The organism is Arthrobacter silvisoli (assembly GCF_003369445.1).
Lineage (GTDB): Bacteria > Actinomycetota > Actinomycetes > Actinomycetales > Micrococcaceae > Arthrobacter > Arthrobacter silvisoli.
Genome location: NZ_QRCU01000078.1, coordinates 36,827 through 49,886 on the forward strand (window position 1 = coordinate 36,827; position 13,060 = coordinate 49,886).

The 13,060-nt window shown below is 66.7% G+C and carries 12 protein-coding genes; 9 read left to right on the forward strand and 3 right to left on the reverse strand.

Going from position 1 to position 13,060, the window contains the following annotated elements:
• The first annotated feature begins 30 nt into the window (after positions 1–30).
• From pdxT to DWV11_RS19405, 9 genes are all read left to right on the forward strand, one after another.
• Positions 31–711: a pyridoxal 5'-phosphate synthase glutaminase subunit PdxT gene (gene pdxT, locus DWV11_RS19365; protein WP_245953804.1), complete on the forward strand. Its 681-nt coding sequence runs from the start codon at positions 31–33 to the stop codon at positions 709–711.
• A gap of 4 nt (positions 712–715) precedes the next feature.
• The gene (locus tag DWV11_RS19370) at positions 716–1,471 is read left to right on the forward strand and encodes a YebC/PmpR family DNA-binding transcriptional regulator (RefSeq protein WP_115790530.1); all 756 of its coding nucleotides are present in this window, start codon (positions 716–718) and stop codon (positions 1,469–1,471) included.
• A gap of 48 nt (positions 1,472–1,519) precedes the next feature.
• Entirely contained in the window at positions 1,520–2,098 is a 579-nt protein-coding gene (ruvC, locus tag DWV11_RS19375; protein WP_115790531.1) for a crossover junction endodeoxyribonuclease RuvC, read from the forward strand.
• 92 nt (positions 2,099–2,190) lie between these two features.
• Positions 2,191–2,835: a Holliday junction branch migration protein RuvA gene (gene ruvA, locus DWV11_RS19380; protein ID WP_115790532.1), complete on the forward strand. Its 645-nt coding sequence runs from the start codon at positions 2,191–2,193 to the stop codon at positions 2,833–2,835.
• A complete protein-coding gene (gene ruvB, locus DWV11_RS19385; protein WP_115790533.1) occupies positions 2,828–3,904 on the forward strand; it encodes a Holliday junction branch migration DNA helicase RuvB in 1,077 nt (358 codons plus the stop codon). The genes ruvA and ruvB overlap by 8 nt, the downstream gene beginning before the upstream one ends.
• 187 nt (positions 3,905–4,091) lie before the next feature.
• A complete protein-coding gene (gene yajC, locus DWV11_RS19390; protein ID WP_115790534.1) occupies positions 4,092–4,481 on the forward strand; it encodes a preprotein translocase subunit YajC in 390 nt (129 codons plus the stop codon).
• A 107-nt stretch (positions 4,482–4,588) separates the two neighbouring features.
• A complete protein-coding gene (gene secD / locus DWV11_RS19395) occupies positions 4,589–6,361 on the forward strand; it encodes a protein translocase subunit SecD (protein WP_115790535.1) in 1,773 nt (590 codons plus the stop codon).
• Positions 6,361–7,374, forward strand: a complete 1,014-nt coding sequence (gene secF, locus DWV11_RS19400) for a protein translocase subunit SecF (protein ID WP_115790536.1) — start codon at positions 6,361–6,363, stop codon at positions 7,372–7,374. Before secD ends, secF begins: the two co-directional genes overlap by 1 nt.
• A gap of 140 nt (positions 7,375–7,514) precedes the next feature.
• On the forward strand, positions 7,515–9,908 hold the full coding sequence (locus DWV11_RS19405; RefSeq protein ID WP_115790537.1) for a RelA/SpoT family protein: 2,394 nt from the start codon (positions 7,515–7,517) through the stop codon (positions 9,906–9,908).
• 14 nt (positions 9,909–9,922) lie between these two features.
• Here DWV11_RS19405 and DWV11_RS19410 read toward each other — a convergent pair whose 3' ends face one another.
• The 3 genes from DWV11_RS19410 to DWV11_RS19420 all read right to left on the reverse strand — a co-directional run bounded on the left by DWV11_RS19410 (position 9,923) and on the right by DWV11_RS19420 (position 12,948).
• Positions 9,923–10,525 carry a hypothetical protein gene (locus tag DWV11_RS19410; RefSeq protein ID WP_115790538.1) on the reverse strand — a complete coding sequence of 201 codons (603 nt, stop codon included), beginning with the start codon at positions 10,523–10,525 and terminating at the stop codon, positions 9,923–9,925.
• A gap of 110 nt (positions 10,526–10,635) precedes the next feature.
• Positions 10,636–12,087 (reverse strand): DUF349 domain-containing protein, encoded by a 1,452-nt coding sequence (locus tag DWV11_RS19415; protein ID WP_115790539.1) that lies wholly within the window; start codon positions 12,085–12,087, stop codon positions 10,636–10,638.
• A 63-nt stretch (positions 12,088–12,150) separates the two neighbouring features.
• On the reverse strand, positions 12,151–12,948 hold the full coding sequence (locus DWV11_RS19420; protein WP_115790540.1) for a peptidylprolyl isomerase: 798 nt from the start codon (positions 12,946–12,948) through the stop codon (positions 12,151–12,153).
• Positions 12,949–13,060: the final 112 nt, after the last annotated feature.

Consider the following 13,060-nt stretch of genomic DNA (forward strand, 5'->3'; position numbering starts at 1 on the left):
CCGCGTGCCTTCCACCCCTAGAATGTTCTGGTGAACTATCCGCAGATTTCCTCCCCGCTGGTTGGTGTGCTCGCGCTGCAGGGCGACGTGCGCGAACACCTCCACGCCCTCGAAGCAGTGGGCGCACGCGCCGTCGGCATCCGCCGCCCGTCGGAACTTGCCGCCGTCGACGGCCTGGTGATTCCCGGCGGTGAGTCGACCACGATCGACAAGCTGTCCCGCATCTTCGAACTCGCCGAACCGATCAAGGAACGGATCGCCGGCGGAATGCCGGTGTACGGCTCCTGCGCCGGCATGATCCTGCTGGCCAACGAGATCGCGGACCCGGCCAAGGACCTGGAAGGCCGGCCGCAGCAAAGCTTCGGCGGCCTGGACATCACGGTGCGCCGCAACGCCTTCGGCCGGCAGCGCGAATCCTTCGAGACCGATCTGGACTTCAAGGGCCTGGACTTCAGCGCGGGCGAGGCGGGCGTGGACCCGGTGCACGCCGTGTTCATCCGCGGCCCGTGGGTGGAAAGGGTTGGCCCGGAGGTCGAAATCCTGGCCCAGGTGGACCCGGATAAGGCACGCCACACGGACACTTTGCACGGGTTGGCTAGAATTGTTGCCGTGCGCTCCGGCAAGTTGCTGGCCACCTCCTTCCATCCGGAAGTGACGGGCGAGAAGCGCATCCACGAACTTTTCATTCGAATGATCAGAGGAGAAGCGTAAGAGCATGTCAGGCCACTCCAAATGGGCGACCACCAAGCACAAGAAAGCCGTCATTGACGCGAAGCGTGCAAAGTCGTTCGCCAAGCTGATCAAGAACATCGAAGTTGCAGCCCGCATGGGCGGCCCTGACCTCGCCGGAAACCCCGGCCTGGAACTGGCCGTCACCAAGGCCAAGAAAACCTCGGTGCCCAACGACAACATCGACCGCGCCATCAAGCGCGGCGCCGGCCTGACCGGCGAGGTCGTCGACTACACCGAGATCATGTACGAGGCCCGCGGCCCGCAGGGTTCGGCGCTGCTTATCGAATGTCTGACGGACAACAAGAACCGTGCGGCTTCCGAAGTGCGCCTGGCGATCTCCCGCAACGGCGGCACCATCGCCGACCCGGGTTCCGTGAGCTACCTCTTCACCCGCAAGGGCGTCGTCAGCCTGCCGAAGAACGGCCTGAGCGAAGACGACGTCCTGATGGCCGTGCTGGACGCCGGTGCCGAGGAAGTCAAGGACAGCGGCGACAACTGGGAAGTCCACTCCGAACCGGGCGACCTGCAGGCCATCCGCGACGCCCTGGGCGAGGCCGGCATCGAGTACGAAAGCGACGAAGCCGAGTTCGTGCCGTCCATGGAGGTCCAGCTCGACCTCGACGGTGCCAAGAAGTTCCTGAAGCTCGTGGACGCCCTCGAAGACCTCGACGACGTGCAGAATGTCTACACGAACGCCGACATGAGCGATGAGGTCCAGGCGGCCCTCGACGCCGAATAACCCAATAAGCTGGGAGCTCGAGCAAGCAGCAAACAGGAAGGCCCGGAATTGACTCTTCGCGTATTAGGAGTCGATCCGGGCCTTACCCGTTGCGGCATCGGGGTGGTCGACGTCGAACGGAACCGGCGGGCGACCATGGTCGCGGTCGGCGTCGTAGGGACGTCGCCCGACGAAACACTGGACCGGCGCCTGCTGGTGATCGCCGAGGCGATCGACGAATGGCTCGACCTGCACAAGCCGGACGTCATGGCCGTGGAGCGCGTCTTCTCGCAGCTCAACGTCAGCACGGTGATGGGCGTGGCGCAGGCGTCCGGCGTCGTCATCGCCGCCGCCGCCCGCCGCGGCATCCCGGTGGCGCTGCACACGCCGTCGGAAGTCAAGGCCGCTGTGACCGGCAGCGGCGGTGCGAACAAGGACGCCGTCACCAAGCTGATTACCAAGATCCTGCGCCTCGACGCCCCGCCGCGCCCCGCCGATGCGGCGGACGCCCTCGCGCTGGCGGTGACGCACGCCTGGCGGGCGGGGAGCGGAGCCGCCGTCGCCACCACCGGACCGGGCCGCAGCGCCCTGACACCCGCACAGCGCGCCTGGGCCGAAGCCGAGGAGAAAGCGCGCCGCGGCCGCTGAATGTCGCCCGCCCTTGCTAGGGTATTCGTAGATATGTTCGGATCGTCGCCTGGCACCAGGCTTGACGGCGAGTTTGGGTTCAGGAGCCGGCTTTGATCAGTTTTCTTCGCGGAACGGTGGCGCACGTGGGACTCTCCACGGCGGTCATCGACCTCAACGGCGCCGGAATGGCCGTCTTCGCCACGCCGCAGACCCTCAGCCGCCTGCACGTCGGCGAGGAAGCGAAGCTGTTCACCTCCCTGATCGTCCGGGAAGACTCCCTGACGCTCTTCGCCTTTGCCGACGACGACGAGCGCGAGGTTTTCGAGGTCCTGCTCAGTGTCAGCGGGGTCGGGCCGCGGCTGGCCCTGGCGGTCCTGGCCGTCCACGATCCCGAGACGATCCGCGTGGCCGCGCACAGCGGGGACGGCAAGGCGTTCACCAAAGTTCCCGGAATCGGCCCGAAGGTTGCCGGGCGGATCGTCCTTGAACTGTCCGGCAAGCTCGTGCCACACGGTACGGGCCCGGCCCCCGTCCAGGCCGCCGTCGCGCAGGCCGACTGGAAGCCGCAGGTGGTCGCCGCGATGACCAGCCTTGGCTGGTCCGAGAAAGACGCCGGTGGAAGCATCGACAAGGCCATGGCCGATTCCCCGGACCTCGCCCAGGCCGGCGACGTCGCCCAGATCCTGCGCGCCACGCTGCGTTGGCTCGGCCAGGACGGTGCGCGGGCCGGCAACAGGGTAGGCAGCCGTGGCTGAACCTTCCCTCGTCTCCGGTGGCGAGGAACCGGAAGAGCGCATCATCGAGGCCGCCCTCCGCCCGAAGAACCTGCACGATTTCGTTGGCCAGCACAGGGTGCGCAAGCAGCTTGCCTTGGTCCTGGAAGCCTCACGTATCCGCGGCCGCAGCGCCGACCATGTGCTGCTCTCCGGCCCGCCCGGCCTCGGCAAGACCACTCTCTCGATGATCATCGCCGCAGAGATGAACGTGCCCCTTCGGATCAGCAGTGGCCCGGCCATTCAGCACGCCGGCGACCTCGCCGCGATCCTTTCCTCCCTGTCCGAGGGCGAGGTCTTGTTCCTCGACGAAATCCACCGGATGTCCCGGCCGGCCGAAGAAATGCTCTACATGGCCATGGAGGACTTCCGGGTGGACATCGTGGTGGGCAAGGGCGCCGGTGCAACGGCCATTCCGCTGGAGCTGCCGCCCTTCACCCTGGTGGGCGCTACCACCCGTGCGGGCCTGCTGCCGGGTCCGCTGCGTGACCGCTTCGGGTTCACCGGGCATTTGGAGTTCTACTCGGTTGAGGAGCTCGAACTCGTCCTCCGGCGCTCCGCGGGACTTCTCGACCTCAAGGTGAATTCGGCGGGCTTCCGCGAAATCGCCGGCCGTTCCCGCGGAACGCCCCGTATCGCCAACCGCCTGCTCCGCCGCGTCCGCGACTGGGCGCTGGTGCACGGCGTCGAGCAGATCGACGCCCGCTCGGCGTCGGCTGCCCTTGACATGTACGAGGTGGACCAGCGCGGGCTGGACCGCCTGGACCGCTCGGTCCTCGATGCGCTCATCACCAAGTTCAACGGCGGCCCGGTGGGACTCTCTACCCTGGCGATCGCCGTCGGCGAGGAGCCTGAAACTGTCGAAACCGTGGCCGAACCCTTCCTGGTGCGGGAGGGCCTGCTGGGCCGGACCCCGCGGGGGAGGATCGCGCTGGCCCCGGCCTGGACGCACCTCGGTTACGCTGTGCCGCCCGGTGTATTCGGGCAGGACCCGCTGGACCTGTTCGGTCAGGAAGACAACACGGAACAGCCCATCGAATCCGGTTTGTAACCCTGCTCCCAGCTTTTCCCCCTAGACTGGTATGACGCTCGGCACGTTCGAGCCCATGGAGCCATGCCCGCCGTACGGCGGCGCACCGTCCGGTTTGTCGGGGGATTTCCCCGCTTCCGGATCCACCAGGGGAGCGATGCCGTGAACCTCAACGTATGCAAAGAAATGGAACTTCCCCGTGGATGTAATGAACATTCTGCTGTTTGTCCTTCTTGGCGTCTTCATCTTCATGATGTTCCGCCGCAACAAGAAGGCCCGGGAGCAGCAGACCAAGCTGCAGTCCCAGTTCGCCCCGGGCGTAGACGTGATGACCAGCTTCGGGCTGTTCGGCCGCATCGTGTCGATGGATGACGCCGAGAACAAAGTGGTCCTCGAGCTGTCCCCCGGAAACTTTGCCACCGTGCACCGCCAGGCCGTGACCAAGGTGATCGAAGCCCCCGAGGCCGCCGCTGTCGAGGTCCCGGACGACGCCTCTTCCCTCGGTGAGCAGGCACAGGCCGGTCCCGCGGCGGATCCTGCGGAGACCCCGGAAGAGTCCATCAAGCGCCTCAACGGTGAGGACAAGAAGGACAGCTAGTCCTGCGCCTTTTCAGGGCGGACACGTTCCCAAGGCAATGACCTGCCGTCGGCCGGCGCTTACAAGTGACGGCCGGCGGTAGATCCGTCACAACAGGAAGATCGAACATGGCACGAACCGGCCGCAAGAACCCAGCCCGCAGGGTGCTGATCTGGCTTGTCGCAATTTTCGCCGCACTGACCGCCGTCCTTGGCGGCGGTGTCATCGCCGGCCACGCAAGCTGGGCTCCGAAGCTCGCGCTGGACCTCGAGGGCGGTACCCAGATGATCCTGGCGCCCAAGGTCGAGGGCTCCTCGGAAATCAATGAGGACCAACTGAATCAGGCCGTGGCGATCATCCGCCAGCGCGTGGATGGCTCCGGCGTCGCCGAAGCCGAAATCAGCACCCAGTCCGGGCGTAACGTGGTGGTCAGCCTTCCGGGCACCCCCTCGAAGGAAACCCGTGCCCTGATCCAGGCTTCCGCCGACATGAACTTCCGCCCGGTCATCGCGGCCGGTGACGGCGCTGCCGTGCCGGTGGCTTCCCGGACCAAAGACGCGGACCTGCCCAAGCCGACGGCGAAGCCCACCAACGCCAGCGACAACAACTGGGTCACGGCCGACGTCTACAAGGCCTTCGAAGCCCTCGACTGCGTCAACCCCTCGCAGGACAAGCAGGAACGCTCCGATCCCGCCAAGCCGCTCGTCACGTGTGAACCGGCCACCGCACAGTCCCCGGCCGTCAAGTACATCCTCGGTCCCGTGGAGGTGAAGGGCCAGGACATCACGTCCTCGACCTTCGGCCCGGTCCAGGGCGCGCAGGGTTCCGTGACGAATGACTGGGGTGTGAACATCACCTTCAACGAGTCCGCCACCAAGACCTTCAAAGCGGTCACCGAGCGACTCAACCAGTACTACGTCGCGTCCCAGGCGCAGGGCGGCAACGACCCCAAGGCCCAGTTCGCCATCGTCCTGGACGACCAGGTCATTTCCGCGCCCCGTTCGCTTGCGGTCATCACCGACGGCCGCCCACAGATCACCGGCAACTTCACCGAACAGACCGCCAAGGCCCTGTCCGACCAACTGCGCTACGGTGCCCTGCCCATCAGCTTCGACATCCAGTCCGAAGAGCAGATTTCGGCAACCCTCGGCGGCGAGCAGCTGCGGCTGGGCCTGCTGGCCGGCATCATCGGCCTGCTGCTCGTGGTGGTGTACTCCCTGTTCCAGTACCGCGCACTCGGCTTCGTCACCATCGCCTCGCTCGTCGTGGCAGGCGGCCTGACCTACCTCGCCATCGCCATCCTTGGCTGGACCGAGAATTACCGGCTTTCCCTCGCCGGCGTCGCGGGCCTCATCGTCGCAATCGGCCAGACCGCGGACTCGTTCATCGTCTACTTCGAACGCATCCGCGACGAACTGCGCGAGGGCAAGGGCCTGGTCTCCGCCGTCGAGAACGGCTGGAAGCGCGCCAAGCGCACGGTCCTGGCCTCCAAGGCTGTCAACCTCCTCGCCGCGCTCGTGCTCTACTTCGTGGCTGTCGGTAACGTCCGCGGCTTCGCCTTCACCCTCGGCCTGACCGCCCTCGCCGATCTCCTCGTGGTCTTCATGTTCACGCACCCCACCCTGCAGGTGCTGGCGCGTACGAAGTTCTTCGGCGAAGGCCACCGCTTCTCCGGGCTGGACCCGGCACGGCTCGGCGCGGTGCCGCTGTACCGCGGTGCGGGCCGGCTCCGCACGCCCACGGAGAAGCCCGCCGTCGTGCGTCCGCGCAACGCCGGTGCCGCTGCTGAGGCCGAACGCCGCATGACCATTGCCGAACGCCGCCTCGCCGAGAAGCAGGGCGAACTGTCCGGATCTTCGAAGGGCAGCAGTTCTTCCAGCGGAACCAAGGAAGGCAAGTAATGACCAGCAGCTTTGCACGCTTCGGTAACGAGCTTTACACCGGGAAGCGCTCCTACGATTTCGTCGGTGCCAAGAAGATCTGGTTCCTGATCGCCGCCGTCGCGATCGCCGTGTCCATCCTCCTGCCGGCGGTCAAGGGCGGTTTCAACCTCGGCATCGAGTTCCGCGGCGGTTCCGAGTTCACCGTCTCGAACGTCAAGACCACGGACTCGACGCTGGGCGAGAAGGCCGTGCACAACGTCGTTGCCGGCGCCGTGCCGCGCGTGGCCAACGTCGCCGGCAACACGATGCGGATCCAGACCGACAAGCTCAGCGACGACGAGACGCTGCGGATCAAGGAGGGCCTCACCTCCGCCTATGGCGTCACGGAAAACGAAGTCACGTCGACCTTCATCGGTCCCACCTGGGGCCAGGACGTCACCAAGCAGGCGCTGATCGGCCTCGCCGTGTTCGTCGGCCTCGCCGCCGTCCTGATGGCCCTGTACTTCCGCACCTGGAAGATGTCCGTCTCCGCCCTCGCGGGCATGGTGGTCACCATGGTCATCACCGCCGGCGTGTATTCGGCGAGCGACTTCGAAGTGACGCCTTCGGCGATCATCGGCTTCCTGACAGTGCTGAGCTACTCGTTGTACGACACCGTGGTGGTCTTCGACAAGATCCGCGAAAACACCTCCGATATCGCCACCTCCACCCGGCGGACATTCGCCGGCGAAGTGAACCTCGCCGTGAACCAGACCCTGGTCCGTTCCATCAACACCATGATGGTCGCCGTCCTGCCGGTTGCCGCGATCCTGTTCATCGGTGCCGGACTGCTGGGCGCAGGCACCCTGCGGGACCTGTCGCTGGCACTGTTCGTCGGCATCCTGATCGGCACGGCAGCTACGATCTTCATCGCCGCGCCGCTGTACGCCTGGCTGCGCCAGGGCGAGCCGGACCTGGTCAAGCAGGCCAAGAAGGTCGCGTCCCGCCGCGCGGGCGCCGCAGCGGCCGAAAGTGAGCCCGCCACTACCTGAGTGCTGCGTTTCGATCAGGGCCGGCCACCGCATGCCGCGGTGGCCGGCCCGTGGCGTTTCCGTCATGTTGCCGGCTGTTCCCGACGGATGCCCCGGCAGGAATAGACTGGGATAATTAATCCGTTCGTGAGGGGACTTCTGTGGAGGAACGTACGACGTCGGCGCCACCGGCAGGCGGGGACAGCGGCTTGGGCCCTGCCTCCGGAACTGCCCCTGCGCCGTCGGCAGGCACCGCAGGCGGGGTGCCTGTGGACAGCTTCGGCATCCGCCCGACCTTCCCGGGCCGGCGAGAACGGACGCGTTCCCGGCTTGCGCGGCTGACCGGCCGCGGGGTCGCCAGCTACTCGCCGATCCTCGAACCCCTGCTGCGCACCGTACGGGTGAACAACCCCAAGGAAGACTTCGACCTCATCCAGCGGGCCTTCGCCGTAGCCGAGCGCAGCCACCAGGGCCAGAAGCGCAAGAGCGGCGATCCCTACATCACCCACCCCGTCGCCGTTGCCACCATCCTGGCCGAGCTCGGCATGACCGGGACCACCCTCGCCGCGGCCCTGCTCCACGACACCGTTGAGGACACCCCCTACACCCTGGGTGACCTCACCCGGGATTTCGGACCCGAAGTAGCCATGCTGGTGGACGGCGTGACCAAGCTGGACAAGGTGCAGTTTGGTGATGCCGCCCAGTCCGAGACCGTCCGCAAGATGGTCGTCGCGATGGCCAAGGACATCCGCGTCCTGATGATCAAGCTCGCCGACCGCCTGCACAACGCGCGCACCTGGCGGTTCGTGTCCGCGGAGTCCTCCTCGCGCAAGGCACGCGAGACCCTGGAAATCTTCGCGCCGCTGGCGCACCGCCTCGGCATGAACACGATCAAGTGGGAACTCGAGGACCTGTCCTTCGCGGCCCTGTATCCCAAGGTGTACGAGGAAATCGTCCGCATGGTGGGGGACCGGACCCCGGAGCGCGAGAAGAGCCTCAGCGTCATCCGCAACCAGATTGCCGACGATCTGCGGCTGGCGAAGATCAAGGCCACCATCACCGGCCGGCCCAAGCATTACTACTCCATCTACCAGAAGATGGTGGTCCGCGATAAGGACTTCGACGACATCAACGACCTGATGGGCGTGCGCGTCCTGGTCGACACTGTCCGGGACTGTTACGCCGCCCTTGGCACCCTGCACGCGCGCTGGAACCCGCTGCCCGGCCGGTTCAAGGATTACATCGCGATGCCGAAGTTCAACATGTACCAGTCGCTGCACACCACGGTGATCGGACCCGGCGGCAAGCCCGTGGAAATCCAGATCCGCACGCACGAGATGCACCGCCGCGCCGAATACGGTGTGGCCGCGCACTGGAAGTACAAAGACCAGCCCAACCGGACCGCCGTCGGGCCCGGCAGCCCCCGCGACGGGGACATGGGCTGGCTGCGGTCCCTTGTCGACTGGCAGCAGGAAACCTCCGACCCGGGCGAGTTCCTCGACTCCCTGCGTTTCGAAATCAACGCCCGCGAAGTCTTCGTGTTCACCCCCAAGGGCGAGGTCATGGCGCTGCCGGCCGGCTCCACGCCGGTGGACTTCGCCTACGCGGTGCACACCGAGGTGGGCCACCGGACCATCGGCGCCCGGGTGAACGGCAAGCTCGTTCCACTCAACAGCGAACTCAACCACGGCGACTGGGTGGAGATCTTCACCTCCAAGGCCGAAGGCGCCGGCCCCAGCCAGGACTGGCAGCACTTCGTCAAGAGCGCCCGGGCCCGCAACAAAATCCGCCAGTGGTTCAGCAAGGAACGCCGCGAAGAGGCGATAGAACGCGGCAAGGACCTGCTGACCCGCGCGATGCGCAAGCAGAACCTGCCGCTCCAGCGCCTCATGACCCACGACGCTTTGGCCACCGTGGCCGAGGACTTCCACTACGTGGACATCTCCGGCCTGTACGCCGGGGTGGGCGACGGGCACACCTCGGCCCAGTCCGTCATGGAAAAGCTCATGGAGCACCTCGGCGGGCAGGAATCGCCGGACGAGGAACTGGACGAAGTCAGTGTCCCCACCCAGGTGGCGAAGACCCGCTACTCGGATTCGGGCGTCATCGTCCGCGGCGTCGGCGATGTCTGGGTGAAGCTGGCACGCTGCTGCACCCCGGTGCCGCCCGATCCCATCCTGGGCTTCGTTACCCGCGGTTCGGGGGTCTCGGTGCACCGCACCGACTGCACCAATGTGGCCGGGCTTCGGGACGAGCCGGACCGGATTGTGGACGTGGAGTGGGCGCCCACCCAGTCCAGCGTGTTCCTCGTGGAGATCCAGGTGGAGGCGCTTGACCGCAAGTCGCTGCTGTCCGATGTGACCCGCGTACTCTCGGACAACCACGTCAACATCCTGGCCGCCTCCGTTCACACCTCCAGCGACCGGGTGGCGATCTCCCGTTTCGCGTTCGAAATGGGCGACCCGAAGTACCTGCACCACGTCCTGAGCGCGGTCCGCAGGATTGACGGCGTCTTCGACGTCTACCGCACCACCGGCAACCGGCGCCGCAGCTAGCACCCCGACGGCGCTCATGCCGCCGCAGGTGCCGACAGCAGCGCCAGCTTGGCCAGGGCCGCCCTCTTATGCGGCACCCTCTGGGTCGCCTCGACGGCGAGGACGAGCAGGCGGAGGCGGATTCCCAGTTCGGCCTTGTCCAGGAGGGCCTGGAGCGCGGGAACGGCGCGCTCGGCCTCCACATGGAGAGCGACGTCGACGGCGGTTCGCAGCGGGCTCGTGACCAGGAGTCCGCCGATGCTCACCACGTCCAGGGGCCCGAGCCGGACTTCGTGCAGAATGCAGCCCCGCGTCGACCGCAGGCTCGAGACCCGGTGCTTGGCGTCTACCAGCAGGGAGAGCCGCTCCGGGACGGTTCCGCAGCCGAAGATCCACGCCGCCGTCATTCGCCCGGCCACCACCTTCTGCCGGATGTTCTCCGGCACCACCAGCCCGGCCGCCCGGGCGCGCAGCCGCGGCGTCGCACTCACGCCCGGTGCCGTGAAGCTGTCGCCGTACAAGGGCTGCAGCACGCCGTCGAACGCCATGGACTGCAGTTCGCCGTGGCTGAACACATCGTTGGGGGAGTACAGCTCCTGGAACGGAGGCCCCGGCTCCGTCGGCGTTGGCGCATTCATTGAGCCATCATGGCCCTGCGCCCTTTAACGCGTACAGGCCCGGTTCCGGTTATGTGGATAACCGGAACCGGGCCTGTACGGCGGTGCGTGGAACAGCCGGTTCGGAAGGCTTAGCCGAGGTCGCTGGCGGAGCGCTGGATCTGGTCGAGCCAGGCCTGCCGTGCCTCGAGGGCTTCCCGGGCTTCCTTGATGCCGCGTGCGTCGCCGGACTTTTCCGCCTTGGCGAGGTCGTCCTTCAGCCCGGCTATCGCGGACTCGAGCTGGGCAAGGGCGCTGTTGGTGCGCGCCTTGGTTTCCGGGTTGCTGCGGCGCCACTTGTCGTCTTCGGCCTCCCGGACTGCGTCCTCCACCTTGCGTAGGCCCGCTTCGATCCGGCCCATGTCGGCGCGCGGTACCTTGCCGGCCTCGTCCCAGCGGTCCCGGATGGACTGCAGGGCCTTCTTGGCGGCCGCGAGGTCGGTGATCGGCAGCAGGGCCTGGGCCTCGGCGATCAGCTCTTCCTTGACCACGAGGTTCGCTGCGTACTGCTGGTCGATTTCCTCGTTCGCGGCCTGGCGCTTGCTGAAGAAGACGTCCTGGGCGGCGCGGAAGCGCAACCACAGCGCGTCGTCGTCCTTGCGGCTCGCCCGCGGGGTGGCCTTCCACTGGTCCATCAGGCGGCGGTACTCGCCTGCGGTGTAGCCCCAGTCGGTGGAGTCGGACAGGGCCTCGGCTTCGGCGATCAGCTTCTCCTTGGCGGCCTTGGCCGCGGAGTTGGTGCTGTCCAGCTGGGAGAAGTAGGCCCGGCGGTGGCGGTCGAACACGGTGCGGGCAGCGCGGAAGCGCTTCCACAGGGCATCTTCGTTGCTGCGGCCGAGCCGGATGCCGTTCTTCTGGGCCGTCTTCCAGCTTTCGAAGAGCTCGTTCATGCGGGCGCTGGAGGTCTTCCACTGCACCTGGGACGGGTCCTGGCCGGAAATGGCTTCGGCCTCTGCGACGATGGCTTCGCGGGCGGCGAGTTCAGCGGTGCGCGCGGCTTCATGCGCGGCCTTCTCGGACTGTTCGAGTTCGGCGATCTGCGCGGTCAGGGTATCGAGCCGGGCCTCGGCGGAGCGGATGTCACCCACCATGTTGCGCTCGGCCAGCTGCTCGCGGAGGTGATTCACGGTCTTCTGCATGTCCGTGGCCGGGGCCTTGGATTCGACGCGGTGTTCCAGCAGTACCACCTGGGCCAGGATGTCCTCGAACTTGCGCGCGAAGTAGCCCAGGGCCTCCTCACGGCTCACACCGGGGTACTGGCCCACCGGCTGCTCAGCGCCGTCGATGGTCAGGAAGACGTGGCCGTCCTCCTCCGCACGTCCCCACTTGGATGCCTCCGCCAGCGAAACGGCGGACGGCGCGGGAGCAGGTGCCGCGGGGATGACGCTCGGTGCGGCCTTCGGACGGGCTGCGAACGCTGCCGGCGAGGGGGCGGCGGGACGCGGCGCCTCCGATGCAACAGGCGTGGGCGTTTCCGTGGCAGGGAGCTGTTCCGCTTCGTTGGCCGTTACTGCAGTTTCGTCGGATTGCTGACTGTGTGTCACCGCTAAAAGTCTTTCGCTTGGAGGGATTACTAAGGTAAGGCGCCGTGCGGGTTGCCCGGCTGTTTACTTCAGGGAAAACGAGTCTATCGTGACTGTTGCCACAGGGGCGCCGTCTGTGGCGGATCCGCCGTCTTTGATCCCTGCCTTGGCGATTTTCGCCACCGCGTCCAGGCCGCTGGTTACCTTGCCCACGATTGTGTAGCCGCCCGCGCTGTCCGACGGGATGACGGTGTCCTTATAGACGATGAAGAACTGGTGCCCGTTTCCGTAGGCGTTGTCGCCGCTGCGTGCCACCGCGATGGTGCCGGCCGGGTACTTGTTGTCCGCCGGGGTGTTCTCCAAGGGACCCCAGCGGTAGCCGCTGTCGTCGCTGGTGTCGGTAGGCTGCTTGCCGCCGCACTGCAGGACGGCGAAGGTGTTGCCCGTGGTGACCCGGGGGCAGAACAGGCCCTTGTAGTAGCCGGAGTCGGCCAGGGACTTGAAGACGGCGGCGGCCTGCGGGGCCTTCTTGCCGTCCAGCGAAACCCCGACGGTGGCGCCGTTGAGCTTCAGCTCGCCGGTGAACGTCTTTCCGGCCGCAGTCTCGGGTTTGGGGATGTCCGGTCCGTTCGACGGCGACGGGCTGGCCGACGGCGAGTTCAGGCCCGCCTGGGCGGCGCCGTATTCCGCTTCCGTCGGGTTGGAGTTGAAGACCGTGAGTTGGAGGACGACGGCGGCAGCCAGGAGGGCGGCACCGCCGGTGGCCGCGACAATATTGTCAAGGCGGCGGCGTTTGCCCTGCTCCTGCCGTAGCTCGCGTTTGGCTTCCATCTGGCGGATGCGCCGTTTGGCTTCACGGGTCTCCCGCGGCCTTGTTGCCAAGAGTCCTCCTGCTTGTCTGGACAGCTACCATTCACGCCAGCCTGCCCGGTCCCCGCCGCATTGGATGTGCGGGCGCCGGGAAGCATAAACTGGCTGCCGCACATAGTTTATG